The sequence below is a fragment of the Methylobacterium sp. Leaf111 genome, from assembly GCF_001423285.1.
Classification (GTDB): domain Bacteria; phylum Pseudomonadota; class Alphaproteobacteria; order Rhizobiales; family Beijerinckiaceae; genus Methylobacterium.
In genome coordinates this window covers 904,494-919,013 of the sequence record NZ_LMNE01000001.1, presented here as the reverse complement: position 1 = coordinate 919,013, position 14,520 = coordinate 904,494, and the positions used below count along the sequence as shown (strand labels likewise).

The window sequence follows — 14,520 nt, the reverse complement described above, 5'->3', positions numbered from 1 at the left end:
ACTCCTCAGGGGATCGAACGCTACCCAAGCGAACGTCGGGCCAGCGTTATAGGAAACTCTGCGGGTCCACGTCGATGGCGACCTTCACGTTGCCGCGAACCTTCGGGCCCCGCGCCAGCCACTCGCGCAGGTAGGTCTGCAGGTCGACGGTGCGCTCGGTCTTCACCAGAAGCCGGAAGCGGTAGCGCCCGCGGATCAGCGCGAGCGGCGCCTCGGCCGGCCCCAGCACCATCACGCCCTCCGGCGGCTCGGCGGCCCGCGCCAGGGCCTGCCCGTGGGCCTCGGCCACCTCGCGCTCGTTCGCCGAGACGATGAGGGCGGCCAACCGGCCGAAGGGCGGCAGGCCGGCGGCCTCGCGGGCGCCGATCTCCTCCTCGTAGAAGCGCTCCGAATCCCCCGAGAGCAGCGCCGCGATCACCGGATGGTCGGGCTGGTAGGTTTGGAGCAGGGCGCGGCCCGGCTTCTCGCCGCGCCCGGCCCGGCCGGTGACCTGCTGCAGCAGCTGGAAGGTGCGCTCGGCCGCGCGGGGATCGCCGGAGGTCAGGCCGATATCGGCGTCGAGGACGCCCACCAGGGTCAGGTGCGGGAAGTTGTGGCCCTTGGCCACGAGCTGCGTGCCGATGACGATGTCGCAGCCGCCCTCCGCCACGGTCTGGAGCTCGGCCCGCAGGCGCTCGGCCCCGCCGGGAAAATCGCTCGACAGCACGATGACGCGCTTGTCCGGGAAGAGCTCGGCCACCTCCTCGGCGATGCGCTCCACCCCGGGGCCGCAGGGGGTGAGGTTGTCGAAGGTGCCGCATTCCGAGCAGGAATCCGGGCGACGCTCGGCATAGCCGCACTGGTGGCAGACCAGGGCCCGGCGGAAGCGGTGCTCCACCAGCCAGGTCGAGCAGTTGCGGCACTGGTAGCGGTGGCCGCAGGCCCGGCACAGGGTCAGGGGCGCGTAGCCGCGCCGGTTGAGGAACAGCAGGGCCTGGTCGCCGGACTCCACGGTCTCGCGCACCGCCGCCACCAGGGCCGGGGCGATGAAGCGGCCCCGCTCGGGCTTGTCGGCGCGCATGTCGATGGCGGCGATGTCGGGCAGGCGCCGGCCGCCAAAGCGCTCGGGCAGGGCGACCCGGAGGTAGCGCCCGCGCTCGGCATTGACCCGCGTCTCGATCGAGGGGGTGGCCGAGGCCAGCACCACCGGGCAGTTCTCGATCCGCCCGCGCACCACCGCCATGTCGCGGGCGTGGTAGTGCACCCCGTCCTCCTGCTTGTAGGCGGCCTCGTGCTCCTCATCGACCACGATGAGCCCCAGATCCGCGAAGGGCAGGAACAGGGCCGAGCGGGCGCCCACCACCACGGCGATCTCGCCCGCCGTGACCCCGGCGCGGATGCGCTCGCGGCGCTTGCCCCCGACGCCCGAGTGCCAGGTCGCCGGACGCACGCCGAAGCGCTCGGCGAAGCGGTCGAGGAACTGCGCCGTCAGGGCGATCTCGGGCATCAGGATCAGCGCCTGGTGGCCGCGCCGGACGCAATCGGCCACTGCCTCGAAATACACCTCGGTCTTGCCCGAGCCGGTGACGCCCTCCAGCAGCACGGTCGGCGCCTTGTGCGCCACGCCGGGCGGCGCGACCTTGCCGTCGGCCGGCAGGGGATCGCCGATCGCGTCCGTCGGCGCGGGCTCGGCGGGGCCGGGGTTCATCAGCGCGACGAGCTCCCGCACCGCCGCCTCCTGCGCCTCCGAGAGGGGCACGCGGGCGTGGTCCGGGTCCGGCGGCAGGGCGACCGGCTCGGGCGCCAGGGCCAGGGCCTCGAGGGCGCCGTCGTCGATCAGGCCGTCGACCACGCTCAACGAAACGCCCGCCTCCTTGGCGAGCGCGCTCTTGCCCCGCATCGCCCCGTCCGCCGCCACGGCCAGCACCTTGGTGCGGGCGGCGGTCGGCCGGGACGGCGCCTTGCCGGAGGCCCGCACCCCGACCCGCACGGTCTCGCTCAGGGCCGATTCGTCGGGCAGCCGCAGGGCCATGGCCAGGGCCGAGCCCTTCGGCGCCAGGGTGTAGCGGGCGAGCCAGTCGACGAGTTCGCGCAAGGCGTCCGGCAGGGCCGGCACGTCGACCCGGCCGGTCACCGGCCGCAGGTTCGAGCCGCCGGGGCTCTGGCGCACGCCCCACACCACCCCCACCGTCTCGCGCGGCCCGAGGGGGATCTGCACGACCTCGCCGACCGAGAGGTCGAGCCCGGCCGGCACGGCGTAGCTGTAGGCGCTGTCCAGCGCCAGCGGGATCAGGATCTCGGCGACGCAGGGCATCGGGCGGGGCTTTGACGGAACATAACCGGAATATAAGCATGCCGGAGGCAATGCGCGACCGCCGTGCCGCCGATCATCGCCCGGAGGCGCCCCAGGATGGACGGACCCGAACCCCCGGCCTCCGGCACGGCCGGCGATCCGGCCCCCGAGGGGGTGCTGCTCCTGCATGGCCTCGCCCGGCGGGCCGCGTCCCTGGCCCGGCTGGAGCGCGCCGTCCGGGCCGCCGGGTTCGTGACGCTGAACCTCGATTATCCCTCCCGCAAGGCGGATCTCGCGGATCTCGCAGGCATCATCGGACCGCCCGTCGCCGCCTTCGCGGCCCGGGTACGGACCCTCCACGTGGTCACCCACTCGATGGGCGGGCTCCTCGCCCGGGCCTGGCTTCGCGAAGGCCGGCCGGCCAATCTTGGACGGGTGGTGATGCTGGGGCCGCCGAATGGTGGCAGCGAGGTCGCCGACCGCCTTCACACCCTGCGCGCCTATCGCCGGGTCTTCGGCCCGGCCGGCGCCCAGTTGACCACCAAACCGGACGAAAGCCTGCGCAACTGCCTCGGCCCCGTCGATTTCCCCCTCGGGATCATCGCGGGCGACCGCACGCTCTATCCCCTGGAATCCTGGCTGATGCTGCCGGGTCCCGATGACGGCCGGGTCACCGTCGCGCGCACCCGGGTCGCCGGGATGGCCGACCACATCACCCTGCCGACCAGCCACGGCCTGATGATGCGCAATCCCGCGGTCATCGCCGAGACCCTGCGCTTCCTGCGCACCGGAGGGTTTTCGCCGTCCGCCCGCGGTGACACAAGGCGCGCATGAGCCTCGACGCGCCCCCGCCCGACCCCGTGCCGCCGCGCCTTGAGCTGCGTGGCATCGGCCTGCGCTTCGGCGCGGTGCAGGCGCTTGCCGACATCGCCTTCCAGGTCCGGCCCGGCGAGATCCTGGCTCTGCTCGGCGATTCCGGCTGCGGCAAGAGTACGCTCCTGCGGGCCATCGCCGGCCTCGAGCAGCCGGAGACCGGCACGATCCGCCTCGACGGCACCTTGCTGAGCGAGGACGGCCGCGGCGTCCCGCCGGAGGCGCGCGGCGTCGGTCTGATGTTCCAGGACTATGCCCTGTTTCCGCATCTCACCGTGGCGGAGAACGTCCGCTTCGGCCTCCACGGCAAAAGCCTTCAGGGCAGGTCCGCCGCCGAGGCCCGCGCCCTGGTGCAGGCGCGGCTGGAGCAGGTCGGCCTCGCCGACCGGGCCAAGAGCTATCCCGGCACCCTCTCGGGCGGCGAGAGCCAGCGCGTGGCCCTGGCCCGCGCCCTGGCCCCGGGGCCGCGCGTCCTCCTCCTCGACGAACCCTTCTCGAACCTCGACCGGCGCACCCGCGACCGGGTCCGCGACGACACCCTGGCGGTCCTGCGCGCCAGCGGCGCCACCACGCTCCTCGTCACCCACGACCCCGAGGAGGCCCTGGGCTTCGCCGACCGCATCGCCCTGATGCGGCGGGGGCGCATCGTGCAGGTCGGCACCGGGTCGGACCTGTATTGCCGCCCTGCCACGCGCTTCGCCGCCCGCTTCTTCGGCGACCTCGTCGAGATCGACGGGACCTGCCGCTCCGGCACCGTGGCGACGCCGTTCGGCCAGGTTCCCGCGCCGGGCCTCGCCGAGGGGGCCGCCGTGACCCTGTGCCTGCGCCCGGAGGCGATCCGCCTCGGCGCGGCGGGGGCGTCCCTCCGGGCCGTGGTGCGGGCGCGCCGCTTCCTCGGGGCCGCCGCCCTCCTGAGCCTGTCGGCGGACGGGTTGCCTGAGCCCCTGCACCTGCCCGTGCCGGCGGACGACCCGCGCGAGCCGGGGGATGCGGTCGGCCTGAGCCTCGATCCGGATCGCGGGTTTATTTTTGCGAACGAGATGGATTAAAACACAGGCCCGGGCCGAGCTTGCGCTCGATCCGGGGTAATAGTTTCGAATTGTTTTAAGTCCAAAACATCGCGCTTGTGTTTTTCTCGCCGATGCTTCTGAACACCCGCCACGTTCTGACGGAAGGGTGTCGGCCATGGCGGGTGGGATCAAGGCAATCGGGTTCGCTGGCTTCGCGTTGACGGGTTTGGCCCTCGCGGCCCTCGTCGGGACGGCGTCGGCCGCCGAGGTCAACCTCTACACCACCCGCGAACCCGGCCTGATCCGGCCCCTGCTCGACGCCTTCACCGCCAAGAGCGGCGTCACCGTCAATACGGTGTTCGTCGAGAAGGGCCTCGCCGAGCGCGTGGCGGCCGAGGGCGCCCGTGCCAAGGCCGACGTGCTGATGACCGTGGATGTCGGCAACCTCATCGACCTCGTCGACCGCGACCTCGCCCAGCCGGTGCGCTCGGGCGTGCTGGAGGCGGCGGTGCCCGCTACCCTGCGCGACGCCGAGGGCCGCTGGTTCGCCCTCTCCATGCGGGCCCGGGTGCTCTACGCCGACAAGGACCTCGCCGACCTCACGGCCATCACCTACGAGGGGCTGGCCGACCCAACCTGGAAGGGCGGCCTCTGCCTGCGCGCGGGCCAGCACCCCTACAACACGGCGCTCATCGCCCATTATCTCGTCAAGCACGGCCCGGAGAAGACCGAGGCCTGGCTGCGGGCCCTGAAGGCCAACCTCGCCCGCAAGCCCGCCGGCGGCGACCGGGACGTCGCCCGCGACATCCTCGCCGACACCTGCAGGATCGGCCTCGGCAATTCCTACTATGTCGGCCTGATGCGCTCCGGCCGCGGCGGCCCCGAGCAGCGGACGTGGGGAGAGGGCATCAAGGTGGTGATGCCGACCTTCGCGGGCGGCGGCACCCACGTGAACATCTCCGGCGCGGTGGTGGCCAGGAACGCCCCCAACCGCGACGAGGCGGTCAAGCTCCTCGAATACCTCGTCTCCGACGAGGCCCAGGGGCTCTACGCCAAGGCCGATTACGAGTATCCGGTGAAGGCCGGCGCGCCGATCGACCCCCTCCTCACGGCGCTGGGCCCCCTGACCATCGATTCCGTGCCGCTCGTCGAGATCGCCCGCAACCGCAAGGCGGCGAGCCTTCTCCTCGATACGGTGGGTTTCGACAACTGAGGAGCCTGCGGCGCAGGCGGGTGAGGGGGCGCCCCCTCCGGAGCGGTCGCTCCCCCACCCGACCCGCCGACGCGGGCCACCCCCTCCCGCGGAGGGGAAAGGGACGCGCGCATGACCGCTACGGCGCGCGAGCCGGTCGGTCCTTGCGGGAGGAACGCCCACACCGTCGGCCGATCCAACGGAAAACGTCCTTGAGACCAGCATGACCGGGGTCGCCCCCGCCCTCCCGCCCATCGCCCATCCCCGCGGCCTCGCCTGGGGCGCCGCCGCCCTGCTGCTCTGCGCCCTGGTGCTGAGCCCGGTCGTCGCCCTCGTGTTCGCGGCGGGCGACGGAAGCGGAGCGGGGGCGGGCGGCGCCGCGCTCTGGCCCCACCTCGTCGCCCACGTGCTGCCCCAGGCCCTGCGCGACACCGCCCTGCTGCTCGCCGGGGTGGGCGTGCTGGTGGTGGTGCTGGGGGCGGGCTCCGCCTGGCTCGTGGCGGCCTACGACTTCCCCGGCCGGCGCCTGCTGGAGGCCGGGCTGCTCCTGCCGATGGCGGTGCCGACCTACATCGTCGCCTTCGCGTATCTCGACCTGATGCACCCGATCGGCCCGGTGCAGACCACCCTGCGCGACCTCCTCGGTTATGCCCGCCCGCGCGATTTCGTGCTGCCGGAGATCCGCTCGCTGCCCGGCTGCATCCTGCTCCTCGGCTTCGTGCTCTACCCCTACGTCTACCTGCCGACCCGGGCCCTGTTCCTGATGCAGGCCGCCAACCTCATCGAGGCGGCGCGGATGCTCGGGCGTCGGCCCTCCGCCACCTTCCTGCGGGTCGCACTGCCGATGGCGCGGCCGGCCATCGCCCTGGGCGCGAGCCTCGCCCTGATGGAGGCCCTGAACGACATCGGTGCGGCGGAATTCCTCGGGGTACGCACCCTGACGGTCCAGGTCTACGCCACCTGGGTGAACCGCTCGGATCTCGCCGGTGCGGCCCAGATCGCCCTCGTCATGCTGGTGGCCGTCGTCGCCCTGGTGGCCCTGGAGCGCTGGGCCCGGGCCGGGCGCGGCTTCTCGAGCGGCGCCCAGCGCCCGCGCCGCCTCGCCCGGCAGCGGCTGAGGGGCCTGCGCGCCGCGTCCGCCCTGGCTCTCGGCCTCGTGCCCGTGGCCGTCGGCTTCGCGATTCCCGCGACCTACCTCGTGCAGGCCGCCCTGCGTCGGGTGTGGCGCAGCGGGCTGCCGGAGACGATCCTGGCGGAGATCGGCCACACCCTGCTGTATGCCGGCGCCGCGACCGTGATCGCCGCCGCCCTGGGCTTCGTGGTGGCGGCGGGGCCGCGCCTCGTCGCCCGGCGCTGGGGCGAGGCGCTGATCCGGGTGGCGAGCCTCGGCTACGCGCTCCCCGGCGCGATCCTGGCCATCGGTCTCCTCGGGCCCCTGGCCTGGGCCGACGCAACTCTGTCGGCGGGGACGACGCGGCTCTTCGGCGTCGCCCCGGCGCTGATCGGCCTCGGCACCGGCGGGGCCCTCGTCACCGCCTACCTCGTCCGCTTCCTCGCGGTCAGCATCGGCACCTGCGAGGCTGGGCTGGCCCGCGTGCCCCGCAGCCTGCCCGATGCCGGGCGGATGCTGGGGCGCGGGCCGGGCGCGACCCTGTGGCGGGTCCAATTGCCCTTGGCCTGGCCGGCGGTGCTCAGCGGCGCGCTCTTGGTCTTCGTAGACTGCGTCAAGGAACTGCCCGCGACCCTGCTGCTGCGGCCCCTCAACGTCGAGACCCTGGCGACCCATCTCTACGGCGAGGCCGCGCGCGGCACCTACGAGGACGGTACGGTGGCGGCCCTCCTCATCGTCGCCGTCGGGCTCGTGCCGGTGGTGATCCTGCTCCGCCTCGGGACCCCGCGCAGCGAAGCCGGCGCAGAACCTGCCGATCAGCGCTTGACGCGGCCGCGCCCCTCGCCCTAGAAGGCCCTCGGTCCGGGTGCGTAGCTCAGCGGGAGAGCATTCGCTTCACACGCGAAGGGTCACAGGTTCGATCCCTGTCGCGCCCACCATTTCCCTCGAAGCCTCCCCGCTGCTTCGACGACCCAATCCCAAACACCGACACGAGTCCGAGGCCGCCCATGGCGCCGCCGGTCCAGGACACGCCCGCGACGGGGGGCTCGCCCCCGCCTGAACCATGTTCGGGACGCCCGCGGCGACGAGGACGGGCATGGCTGGCTCCCCTCTTCCTCAGGCCGCCCCCAGGGGCGACGACCGGGATGGGGGCCGACGCTTTCCGCGCGCCCCGCGACGCTCGGGTGCGGGATCCGGGAGCGCTCGGGGCGTCTCAGGCGACCTCGACGGATCGGGTCTTCGGAGCTCCGACCCGGCGGCGGGGCGCGACCAGCAGGACGAGGGCGCCGGCCGCCATGCAGACGATCGATCCGGCCAGCACGCCGACCTTGGTCTCGGCCTCGAGGTCCGGCGCGTCGGCGAAGGCCAGGAGGCCGATGAACAGGCTCATGGTGAAGCCGATGCCGCAGAGGAGCGAGACCCCGTAGACCTGCATCCATCCGGCCCCCGCCGGCCGCTGGGCGAGCCCGAGCTTCACCGCCGCGAGGACGAAGCCGAACACGCCGAGCTGCTTGCCGACGACCAGACCGAGGGCGACCCCGAGGGTCACGGGGTCGAGCAGCATCGCGGGCGTGAAGCCCGCCAGCGACACGCCCGCATTGGCGAAGCCGAAGATCGGCAGGATCAGGTAGGCCGACCAGGGATGGAGCGCGTGTTCCAGCCGGTGCAGGGGCGAGGTCGGATCGTCCGGCCGGCCGATGCTGAGCCGCAGGGGGATCGTCAGGGCCAGGAGCACGCCCGCCACCGTGGCGTGCACCCCGGATTTCAGGACGAAGACCCACAGCACCGCGCCGAGGACGAGGTAGGGCGCGAGGCGGCTGATGCCGGCCCGGTTCAGGCCGTAGAGCACCGCCAGGGTCGCGGCCGCCCCGCCCAGCATCGGCAGGGACAGGTCGGCGGTGTAGAACAGCGCGATGATGAGCACCGCGCCGAGGTCGTCGAGGATCGCCAGGGCGGTGAGGAACACCTTGAGCGAGACCGGCACCCGGGAGCCGAGCAGGGCCAGGATGCCGAGGGCGAAGGCGATGTCGGTGGCGGCGGGAATCGCCCAGCCGCGGAGGGTCTCCGGCGAGTGCCGGTTCACCGCCACGTAGACCAGGGCCGGCGCCGCCATGCCGCCGAGGGCGGCGAGGCCGGGCAGGATCCGGTCCGGCCAGGTCCGCAGGCGCCCATCCAGCATCTCGCGCTTGATCTCGAGACCGACGAGCAGGAAGAACAGCGCCATCAGGGCGTCGTTGATCCAGTGCAGGACGCTCAAGCCCCCGACCTTGGTCTGCAGGACCGCGAAGTAGCGCTCCGCCAGGGGCGAATTCGCCACCACGAGGGCGAGCACCGCGCTCGCCATCAGGACGAGGCCGCCGCCCGCCTCGGAGGTGAGCATCGACCGGAAGGCCGAGAACGGCCGGCGGAGCGGGGCAGGAGCTTGCATGGTCCTTTCCTTACGACACCTGGGCCGGGACACAACCGCGGCCGCCGGTGAAGCGATGAACGCCTCGGCGCCCCCGTCCCCCTGCGCCGAGGCTCGTGGGGCGCGAGCATGCCGGATCCCCCGAACGGCCCTCGGCCACGCCCCATCGCTCCACGCCTCCTCGGCTCTGTCTCCCGGGTCCTTGAGCTCCGGGATACTTGGAATGCACGAATTCATCCCTGGCGCTTGTCCTGTGCTGGGTCCCCGAAGACAGTTGCGTTCAGAGAAAGCGTGGGTCGTCCGCAATCTCTCCCGGACGCAGGACCCCGCCAAGACGCGCGGTGCGTTTACCAAGGGGCGCGAAGGACCTTGTCGAAACGGACGCCACCTGCAATCCCTGCAGGGCCCTCGATGATCGGGGCGCAACACCGACTGTCGCCATGCGCCGCCTGCACAGCATCGACTCGATCCGTGGTCTGGCCGCCCTGGCGGTCATCTACGCCCATACCGTCGAGTTCGGGTTGAAGACGCAGCTCGGTCCGTTTCCCCTCGAGCGCCTCGTCCTGTCGGGGCTGACCGAGTACATCGATGTCGGGAAGATCGCCGTGACGCTGTTCTTCGCGGTGTCGGGCTTCGTGGTGCCCTTCTCGCTGTTCAAGGCGGGAGACCGGCCGATCCTCGCCTTCGCCGTGTCGCGGTTCTTCCGCCTCTACCCCGCCTACTGGCTCTCGATCCCCTGCGGGCTGCTGGTCCTGTTCGTGTGGCCGGGCCGTGACATCCCCGCCGTGCTCGTGCCCGCCAACATCACGATGCTCCAGCAGTTCCTCGGCGTGGAGAACATCATCGCCCTGTACTGGACCCTGCAGATCGAGCTGATCTTCTACGGCTTCTGCGTCGGGCTCTTCGTCCTCGGGCGTCTCGACGATGCCGTCGGCGTCGTGCTGTCGGCCTTGGCCCTGATCGCGGCCGCCCTCGGCCTCGCCGCCCTGCGCTTCGTCCTCGAGCGGAAATTCCCGGTGGCCGTGCCCCTGTCCCTGGCGGTGATGTTCTGGGGACTGTGCCTGCGCTACCACGTCCTCGAGCGCCGGCCGGGCTGGGGCGCCGCGCTCGCAGTGGTTACTGGCGCCCTCGTCTGTGCGATCCCGCTGGCGTCCGTGCTGGCCTACGGGCGCGACATGGGCTTTCACGAGAACTGGGTGAAATACCTCGTCACCTACTGGGCCGCGATGGCGCTGTTCGCCCTGCTGTCCCTGACGCTGCGCATCGAGGGGCGGCTGTTCACCTACCTGGGCGCCATCAGTTACTCGATCTACCTGTTCGGGCCGGTGGTCCAGGGGGTGCTCGAGCATGCGCTGGCCGGGTACGCGCCGGTCGTCCCGATCCACCTGTTCGCGGCCACGACGGCGCTCGCGACCGTCGCGGTCGCGGCGCTGGTCTATCGCTGGATCGAAGCGCCCGCCATCGCGCTGGGCCGCCACGTCATCCGTCGCCACCTCCTGTCGACCTCCGACGCAGGGCGGGACGCGCGCCCCCCGGTCGCTCCGCTGCTCGGACGCTCCGAGATCTGAGCCCGCCGCCGGGGCGACGCGGCGAGGCCCTCTGCCCCGGGATCGGCGGCTTGCGCGCCATCGGGACGGGCTTATCGGGCTTGCTGGGGTGCCCCCGTCCTGGCATGGACCCCGCGACGGGCGGTCTCCCGTCCGTCCAGCCGCCGTCAGGACCGAATCGCCATGCCGCACGTGACCGTGAAGATGTACCCGGGCAAGACCGACGCGCAGAAGGCGCAGTTGGCCGAGGCCATCGCGGCCGCCCTGATGGCCAGTGCCGGAACCGCCGAACGGGCGATCTCGGTGTCGATCGAGGACGTGGCCCAGGCGGATTGGGAGGCGCAGGTCTACCGCCCCGAGATCGTCGGCCGGCCCGAGACCCTGTTCAAGAAGCCGGGCTACACCCTGCCCTGAGCCCCGGCCCTCATCCTTTCGATCCCTGGAACGGGCGCAGCAGCCAGGCGAGGCGGCCGGCATCGTCGTCCCGGGCGTCCGGCGCCGGCCGGTCGGCCGACGGCTCGGGGGCCTTCGGCGCGCTGGCATCCTGCATGATCTGATCGAGGGGAGAGGGCAGCTCGGCGCCGTACTCGTTCAGGAGCAGGGCCGCATCGAGCAGGAAGCGGATCTGGTCGTCCGGGACGGGACGGCCCTGGATCTGCGCGTCGAGCACGGTCCGCGCGAAGAGGGCGGCCAGCCGCGACAGCTCGGGCAGCCGGTCGGGGGGCGCCCCGGCCCGGATCGATGACGCTGGAGCGGCACTCACCCGCAATCTCCCTGTCTGGATCGCGCGACCTCGACGCGCGTCGCGCATGTCAGGCCCTGTATACCGCGCGTTTCTCACCAGTTCGTTGAGTTCCGACGGCGGCATTTCCGCCGCGTCGGGCAACGAAGGCCCGAACCCAGGGGCCGGGTTCAGGCTCGCGCAGCGTCCGACCCAGGCCCGCCGGCCGGGGGACGTGTCCTAGCCGCCGCCAGGATCGGTCTCGCCGTCCGGCTGCGCACCGCCCTTCGGACCCTTTCCGGGCTTGCCGTCGGTCTTCTCGTTGGGATCCATCACCGCGTCCGGCGCCGTGTTGGCCGGCTTGTCCTTGGGCGGATCCTTGTCGTCGGAGCCTGTCATCGCGTCACTCCTCGGGGGTGGCAGGGGGGGAACGGGGCCGGTCGGACTGTCCATCGGACGAACCGCCGGCCGGCGTGGGATTGCGCCCCTTCGGAGCGCCGTCCCAGGCGGCGTTGCGGGCCGTATCCGTCTGACCGCCGGGGCCCTGCCGGGTGATCGCGGCCTGATCGGCCGACTGGCCGCCGCCGGCGACGGCCGGGTCGCCGGGCTTTCCGACATCGGAATCGGGCTTGCGCGTGCCCACGATGGGGATGTGATCGTTCGGCATGCCTACGCCCCCGCATCCTGGCCGTTGGGCGCGGTGGCGCGGTCGATGGCCTCGCGGGTCGCGCCCGAGGTTTCGGTCTTCCGCGCGGCCGCGCCGATCTCCTCCAGGGTCGCGGGGGGCGCCTCGCCGCCCTGCACCGTAGGCTCGGATCCGGGGGGCGCGCCCTGCGTCGGCGTCCCGGCGTGGCGGTCGGCGTCCATCTCCTTCGGCGCGCTGCCCGCGCGCGGCTCGTCGGTCATGATGTCCTCCTGCTGTTGCAGGCTCAACCCGGCGCCGGCCCCGAGGTTGCTTCGCTCCAGGCGGCGCGGGCCTCGCGAAGGCGGGCCCGGTCGGCCTCGAGCGGCAGCGCCGCCTCGGCGCGCAGGAGAGCCAGGTCGGCCTGCGCGTGGGCGGCCGCCCGGACGGCCGGACTCCCGAGATCCGCGAGGGCGGCGAGGGCCTTCTGCAGCCGCAGGCCGATCGTCACGTCCGACGCGCCGTCGCGGGCGATGGGGTCGAAGGCATCCGCGAGAAGGTCGTCGGCGCCGAGGCCGGGCACGCGCAGATGCGGATAGACCCGCGCCTCGGGCGCGACGGCGCGGCGCGCGTCCCAGAGGCCGAGCACGCGCACCAGGGTGCCGATGACAGCGACGGCCGTCCCGGGATCGTTGACCGCCGGCGACAGGGCGCGCTGGGCCACCTCCGCGAGGACGATGAGCCCGAAGCGCGGATCGTCGTCGAAGCTGCGCCGGTCGCCGACGACGAAGGCCTCGGTGATCCGGTCCCGCAGGCCGTCGTCGACGGCGCCATCGACCGCCACCAGGAGGCGTCCGGGGTGGACGAAGGCGCCCGGCAGGGCCGCCAGGTGGAGGGTGAGGCCGTGGGCCCCGGCCAGCGCGTCGAGCCGGGCCGCATCGACGTGCTGGACGTAGCCCGTCGCTGCGGCGGCGATCCGGGTCGCGCCGGGCGGTGCCGGCTGCCAGGGCAGGCCGCCGAGATGGGGCGCCGCGGCGCGCCGCCCCAGGGCATCGCCGGCCGCGGCCTCGATGGCGCCGATGGTCTCGCCGACCCGGCCGAGATGCGACAGGGTGTCGATCCAGCGCACCAGCGTCGCCACCACGCTGACGAGGACCAGCAGGGTCAGGCCGAACAGGATCACCCGTCCCTGGCTGCCGTAGACATGGGTCTTGAGGGCGATGAGGCCGACGACGCTGTAGACGAAGGCGCCGATGAAGCTCGCGACGGCCGTCTGCGCACGGGTGTCGCGCATCAGCAGGGTCACGGCGCGGGGCGTCACGGTGTTGGTGGCCCCGCCATAGGCCTGCACGATGGTGGAGAGCGAGAACGTCGCCACCGGCAGCATGCTGGTCGCCAGGACGGAGAGGATCTGGTCGACGGCGTCCGCACCGATCGAGGCGCCGAGGTCCGCCGGCACCATCGGCGCCAGGACGGCCGAGACCAGGGCGGCCCCGACGCCGCCGACGCTGAAGGCGCCGACGCGGATGAAGGGGCGCCGCCCCCAGCGGCGGAGGGCATAGAGGGCGGTGGACATGACGGCGGCTCTCGGGCGAGCCTCGCGGGGCAGGGCTCGCGAGCCGGATACGCGACCTTCGGGCGCTCCGGGAGCGAGGCCCGGAGCGCCCGTGCGGTTCTGATCCCAAATCCGCTTGATCCCCACGGGATGGCGGACTTGGACTTCGATCAAGCGCCGCGCCGGTTCGACGATCCGGGCACCGCTTCGATCGAGCGGACCCCGTATCAGAGCCCGTCGAACAGGGCCGAGGAGATGTACCGCTCGGCGAAGGAGCAGGCGACGGTGACGATGCGCTTGCCGCGGAAATCGGGGCGTGCGGCGAGCTTCAGGGCCGCGGCCACGTTGCCGCCGGTGGAGATGCCGCCGGGAATGCCCTCGAGACGCGACAGCTGACGCGCGGTGTCGAAGGCCTCCTGGTTCGAGACCGTGATGACCTCGTCGATGATCGACTTGTCGAGGTTGTCGGGGATGAAGCCGGCGCCGATGCCCTGGATCTTGTGGGGCCCGGGCTGGCCGCCGGAGATGACCGGCGAGTCGGTGGGCTCGACGGCGACGATCTTCAGGCCGGGCAGGCGCGGCTTCAGGACCGAGCCGACACCCGTGATGGTGCCGCCCGTGCCGACGCCGGCCACGAAGGCGTCGAGATGGCCCTGGGTGTCGTTCCAGATCTCCTCGGCCGTCGTCTTGCGGTGGATCTCGGGGTTGGCCGGGTTCGAGAACTGCTGGGGCATGATCGCGCCCGGGATCTCGTTGAGGAGTTCCTCGGCCTTGGCGATGGCGCCCTTCATGCCCTGCGGGCCGGGGGTCAGGGCGAGCTCGGCGCCCAGGAAGGCAAGCATCTTGCGGCGCTCCAGCGACATGGTCTCGGGCATGACCAGGATGAGGCGGTAGCCGCGCGCGGCCGCCACGAAGGCGAGGGCGATGCCGGTGTTGCCGGAGGTCGGCTCCACCAGCGTGCCGCCGGGCTTCAGCTTGCCGGAGGCCTCGAGGGCGTCGATCATGTTGACGCCGATGCGGTCCTTCACGCTCGCGATCGGGTTGAAGAACTCGAGCTTGAGCAGGATCTCGGCATCGACCCCGTGCTCCTTGGTGATCCGGTTGAGACGGACCAGGGGCGTGTTGCCGATGGTCTCGGTGATCGAGCCGAAGATGTGGCCGTGGCCCGGCGTGCGGGGCGAGGCGGGGCTCTGGGACTCGGCCATAGATC

At 72.6% G+C, this 14,520-nt stretch carries 14 protein-coding genes and 1 tRNA gene; 7 read left to right on the top strand and 8 right to left on the bottom strand.

Translation table 11 applies throughout. The features are described from left to right. Nucleotides 1-46: 46 nt before the first annotated feature. Nucleotides 47-2,293: a primosomal protein N' gene (locus ASF41_RS04095; protein WP_056352359.1), complete on the bottom strand. Its 2,247-nt coding sequence runs from the start codon at nucleotides 2,291-2,293 to the stop codon at nucleotides 47-49. A 96-nt stretch (nucleotides 2,294-2,389) separates the two neighbouring features. Between ASF41_RS04095 and ASF41_RS04090 the strand changes: the two genes are divergently transcribed. From ASF41_RS04090 to ASF41_RS04070, 5 genes are all read left to right on the top strand, one after another. After that, complete coding sequence (locus tag ASF41_RS04090) at nucleotides 2,390-3,106, top strand: alpha/beta hydrolase (RefSeq protein ID WP_056275160.1); 717 nt, start codon at nucleotides 2,390-2,392, stop codon at nucleotides 3,104-3,106. Then, on the top strand, nucleotides 3,103-4,194 hold the full coding sequence (locus tag ASF41_RS04085) for an ABC transporter ATP-binding protein (protein WP_056491009.1): 1,092 nt from the start codon (nucleotides 3,103-3,105) through the stop codon (nucleotides 4,192-4,194). Before ASF41_RS04090 ends, ASF41_RS04085 begins: the two co-directional genes overlap by 4 nt. A gap of 136 nt (nucleotides 4,195-4,330) precedes the next feature. Next, on the top strand, nucleotides 4,331-5,368 hold the full coding sequence (locus ASF41_RS04080) for an extracellular solute-binding protein (RefSeq protein ID WP_056491006.1): 1,038 nt from the start codon (nucleotides 4,331-4,333) through the stop codon (nucleotides 5,366-5,368). A gap of 202 nt (nucleotides 5,369-5,570) precedes the next feature. Further along, nucleotides 5,571-7,307 (top strand): iron ABC transporter permease, encoded by a 1,737-nt coding sequence (locus tag ASF41_RS04075; protein WP_056491003.1) that lies wholly within the window; start codon nucleotides 5,571-5,573, stop codon nucleotides 7,305-7,307. Nucleotides 7,308-7,321: 14 nt separating this feature from the next. Further along, nucleotides 7,322-7,396: transfer RNA gene (locus ASF41_RS04070), tRNA-Val, on the top strand. A gap of 275 nt (nucleotides 7,397-7,671) precedes the next feature. Here the strand turns inward: ASF41_RS04070 and nhaA are convergent. After that, nucleotides 7,672-8,886, bottom strand: a complete 1,215-nt coding sequence (gene nhaA / locus ASF41_RS04065; RefSeq protein ID WP_056275167.1) for a Na+/H+ antiporter NhaA — start codon at nucleotides 8,884-8,886, stop codon at nucleotides 7,672-7,674. Nucleotides 8,887-9,305: 419 nt separating this feature from the next. Between nhaA and ASF41_RS04060 the strand changes: the two genes are divergently transcribed. Together ASF41_RS04060 and ASF41_RS04055 are read left to right on the top strand one after the other, a co-directional pair. After that, a complete protein-coding gene (locus tag ASF41_RS04060) occupies nucleotides 9,306-10,433 on the top strand; it encodes an acyltransferase (RefSeq protein WP_056491000.1) in 1,128 nt (375 codons plus the stop codon). A 162-nt stretch (nucleotides 10,434-10,595) separates the two neighbouring features. Continuing rightward, a complete protein-coding gene (locus tag ASF41_RS04055) occupies nucleotides 10,596-10,826 on the top strand; it encodes a tautomerase family protein (protein ID WP_056490997.1) in 231 nt (76 codons plus the stop codon). 10 nt (nucleotides 10,827-10,836) lie between these two features. On the opposite strand, the gene ASF41_RS04050 is transcribed toward ASF41_RS04055, so the two are convergent. The 6 genes from ASF41_RS04050 to cysK form a co-directional block, all read right to left on the bottom strand. Next, complete coding sequence (locus ASF41_RS04050) at nucleotides 10,837-11,175, bottom strand: hypothetical protein (protein ID WP_244472706.1); 339 nt, start codon at nucleotides 11,173-11,175, stop codon at nucleotides 10,837-10,839. Nucleotides 11,176-11,373: 198 nt separating this feature from the next. Beyond that, complete coding sequence (locus ASF41_RS25555) at nucleotides 11,374-11,532, bottom strand: hypothetical protein (protein WP_200917592.1); 159 nt, start codon at nucleotides 11,530-11,532, stop codon at nucleotides 11,374-11,376. A gap of 4 nt (nucleotides 11,533-11,536) precedes the next feature. Then, nucleotides 11,537-11,800 carry a hypothetical protein gene (locus ASF41_RS04045; RefSeq protein ID WP_056275174.1) on the bottom strand — a complete coding sequence of 88 codons (264 nt, stop codon included), beginning with the start codon at nucleotides 11,798-11,800 and terminating at the stop codon, nucleotides 11,537-11,539. Nucleotides 11,801-11,802: 2 nt separating this feature from the next. Continuing rightward, complete coding sequence (locus ASF41_RS04040; RefSeq protein ID WP_156653186.1) at nucleotides 11,803-12,039, bottom strand: hypothetical protein; 237 nt, start codon at nucleotides 12,037-12,039, stop codon at nucleotides 11,803-11,805. Between the two features lie 23 nt (nucleotides 12,040-12,062). Then, nucleotides 12,063-13,331: a DUF2254 domain-containing protein gene (locus ASF41_RS04035; protein WP_056490991.1), complete on the bottom strand. Its 1,269-nt coding sequence runs from the start codon at nucleotides 13,329-13,331 to the stop codon at nucleotides 12,063-12,065. 206 nt (nucleotides 13,332-13,537) lie between these two features. After that, entirely contained in the window at nucleotides 13,538-14,515 is a 978-nt protein-coding gene (gene cysK, locus ASF41_RS04030) for a cysteine synthase A (protein ID WP_056214417.1), read from the bottom strand. Nucleotides 14,516-14,520: the final 5 nt, after the last annotated feature.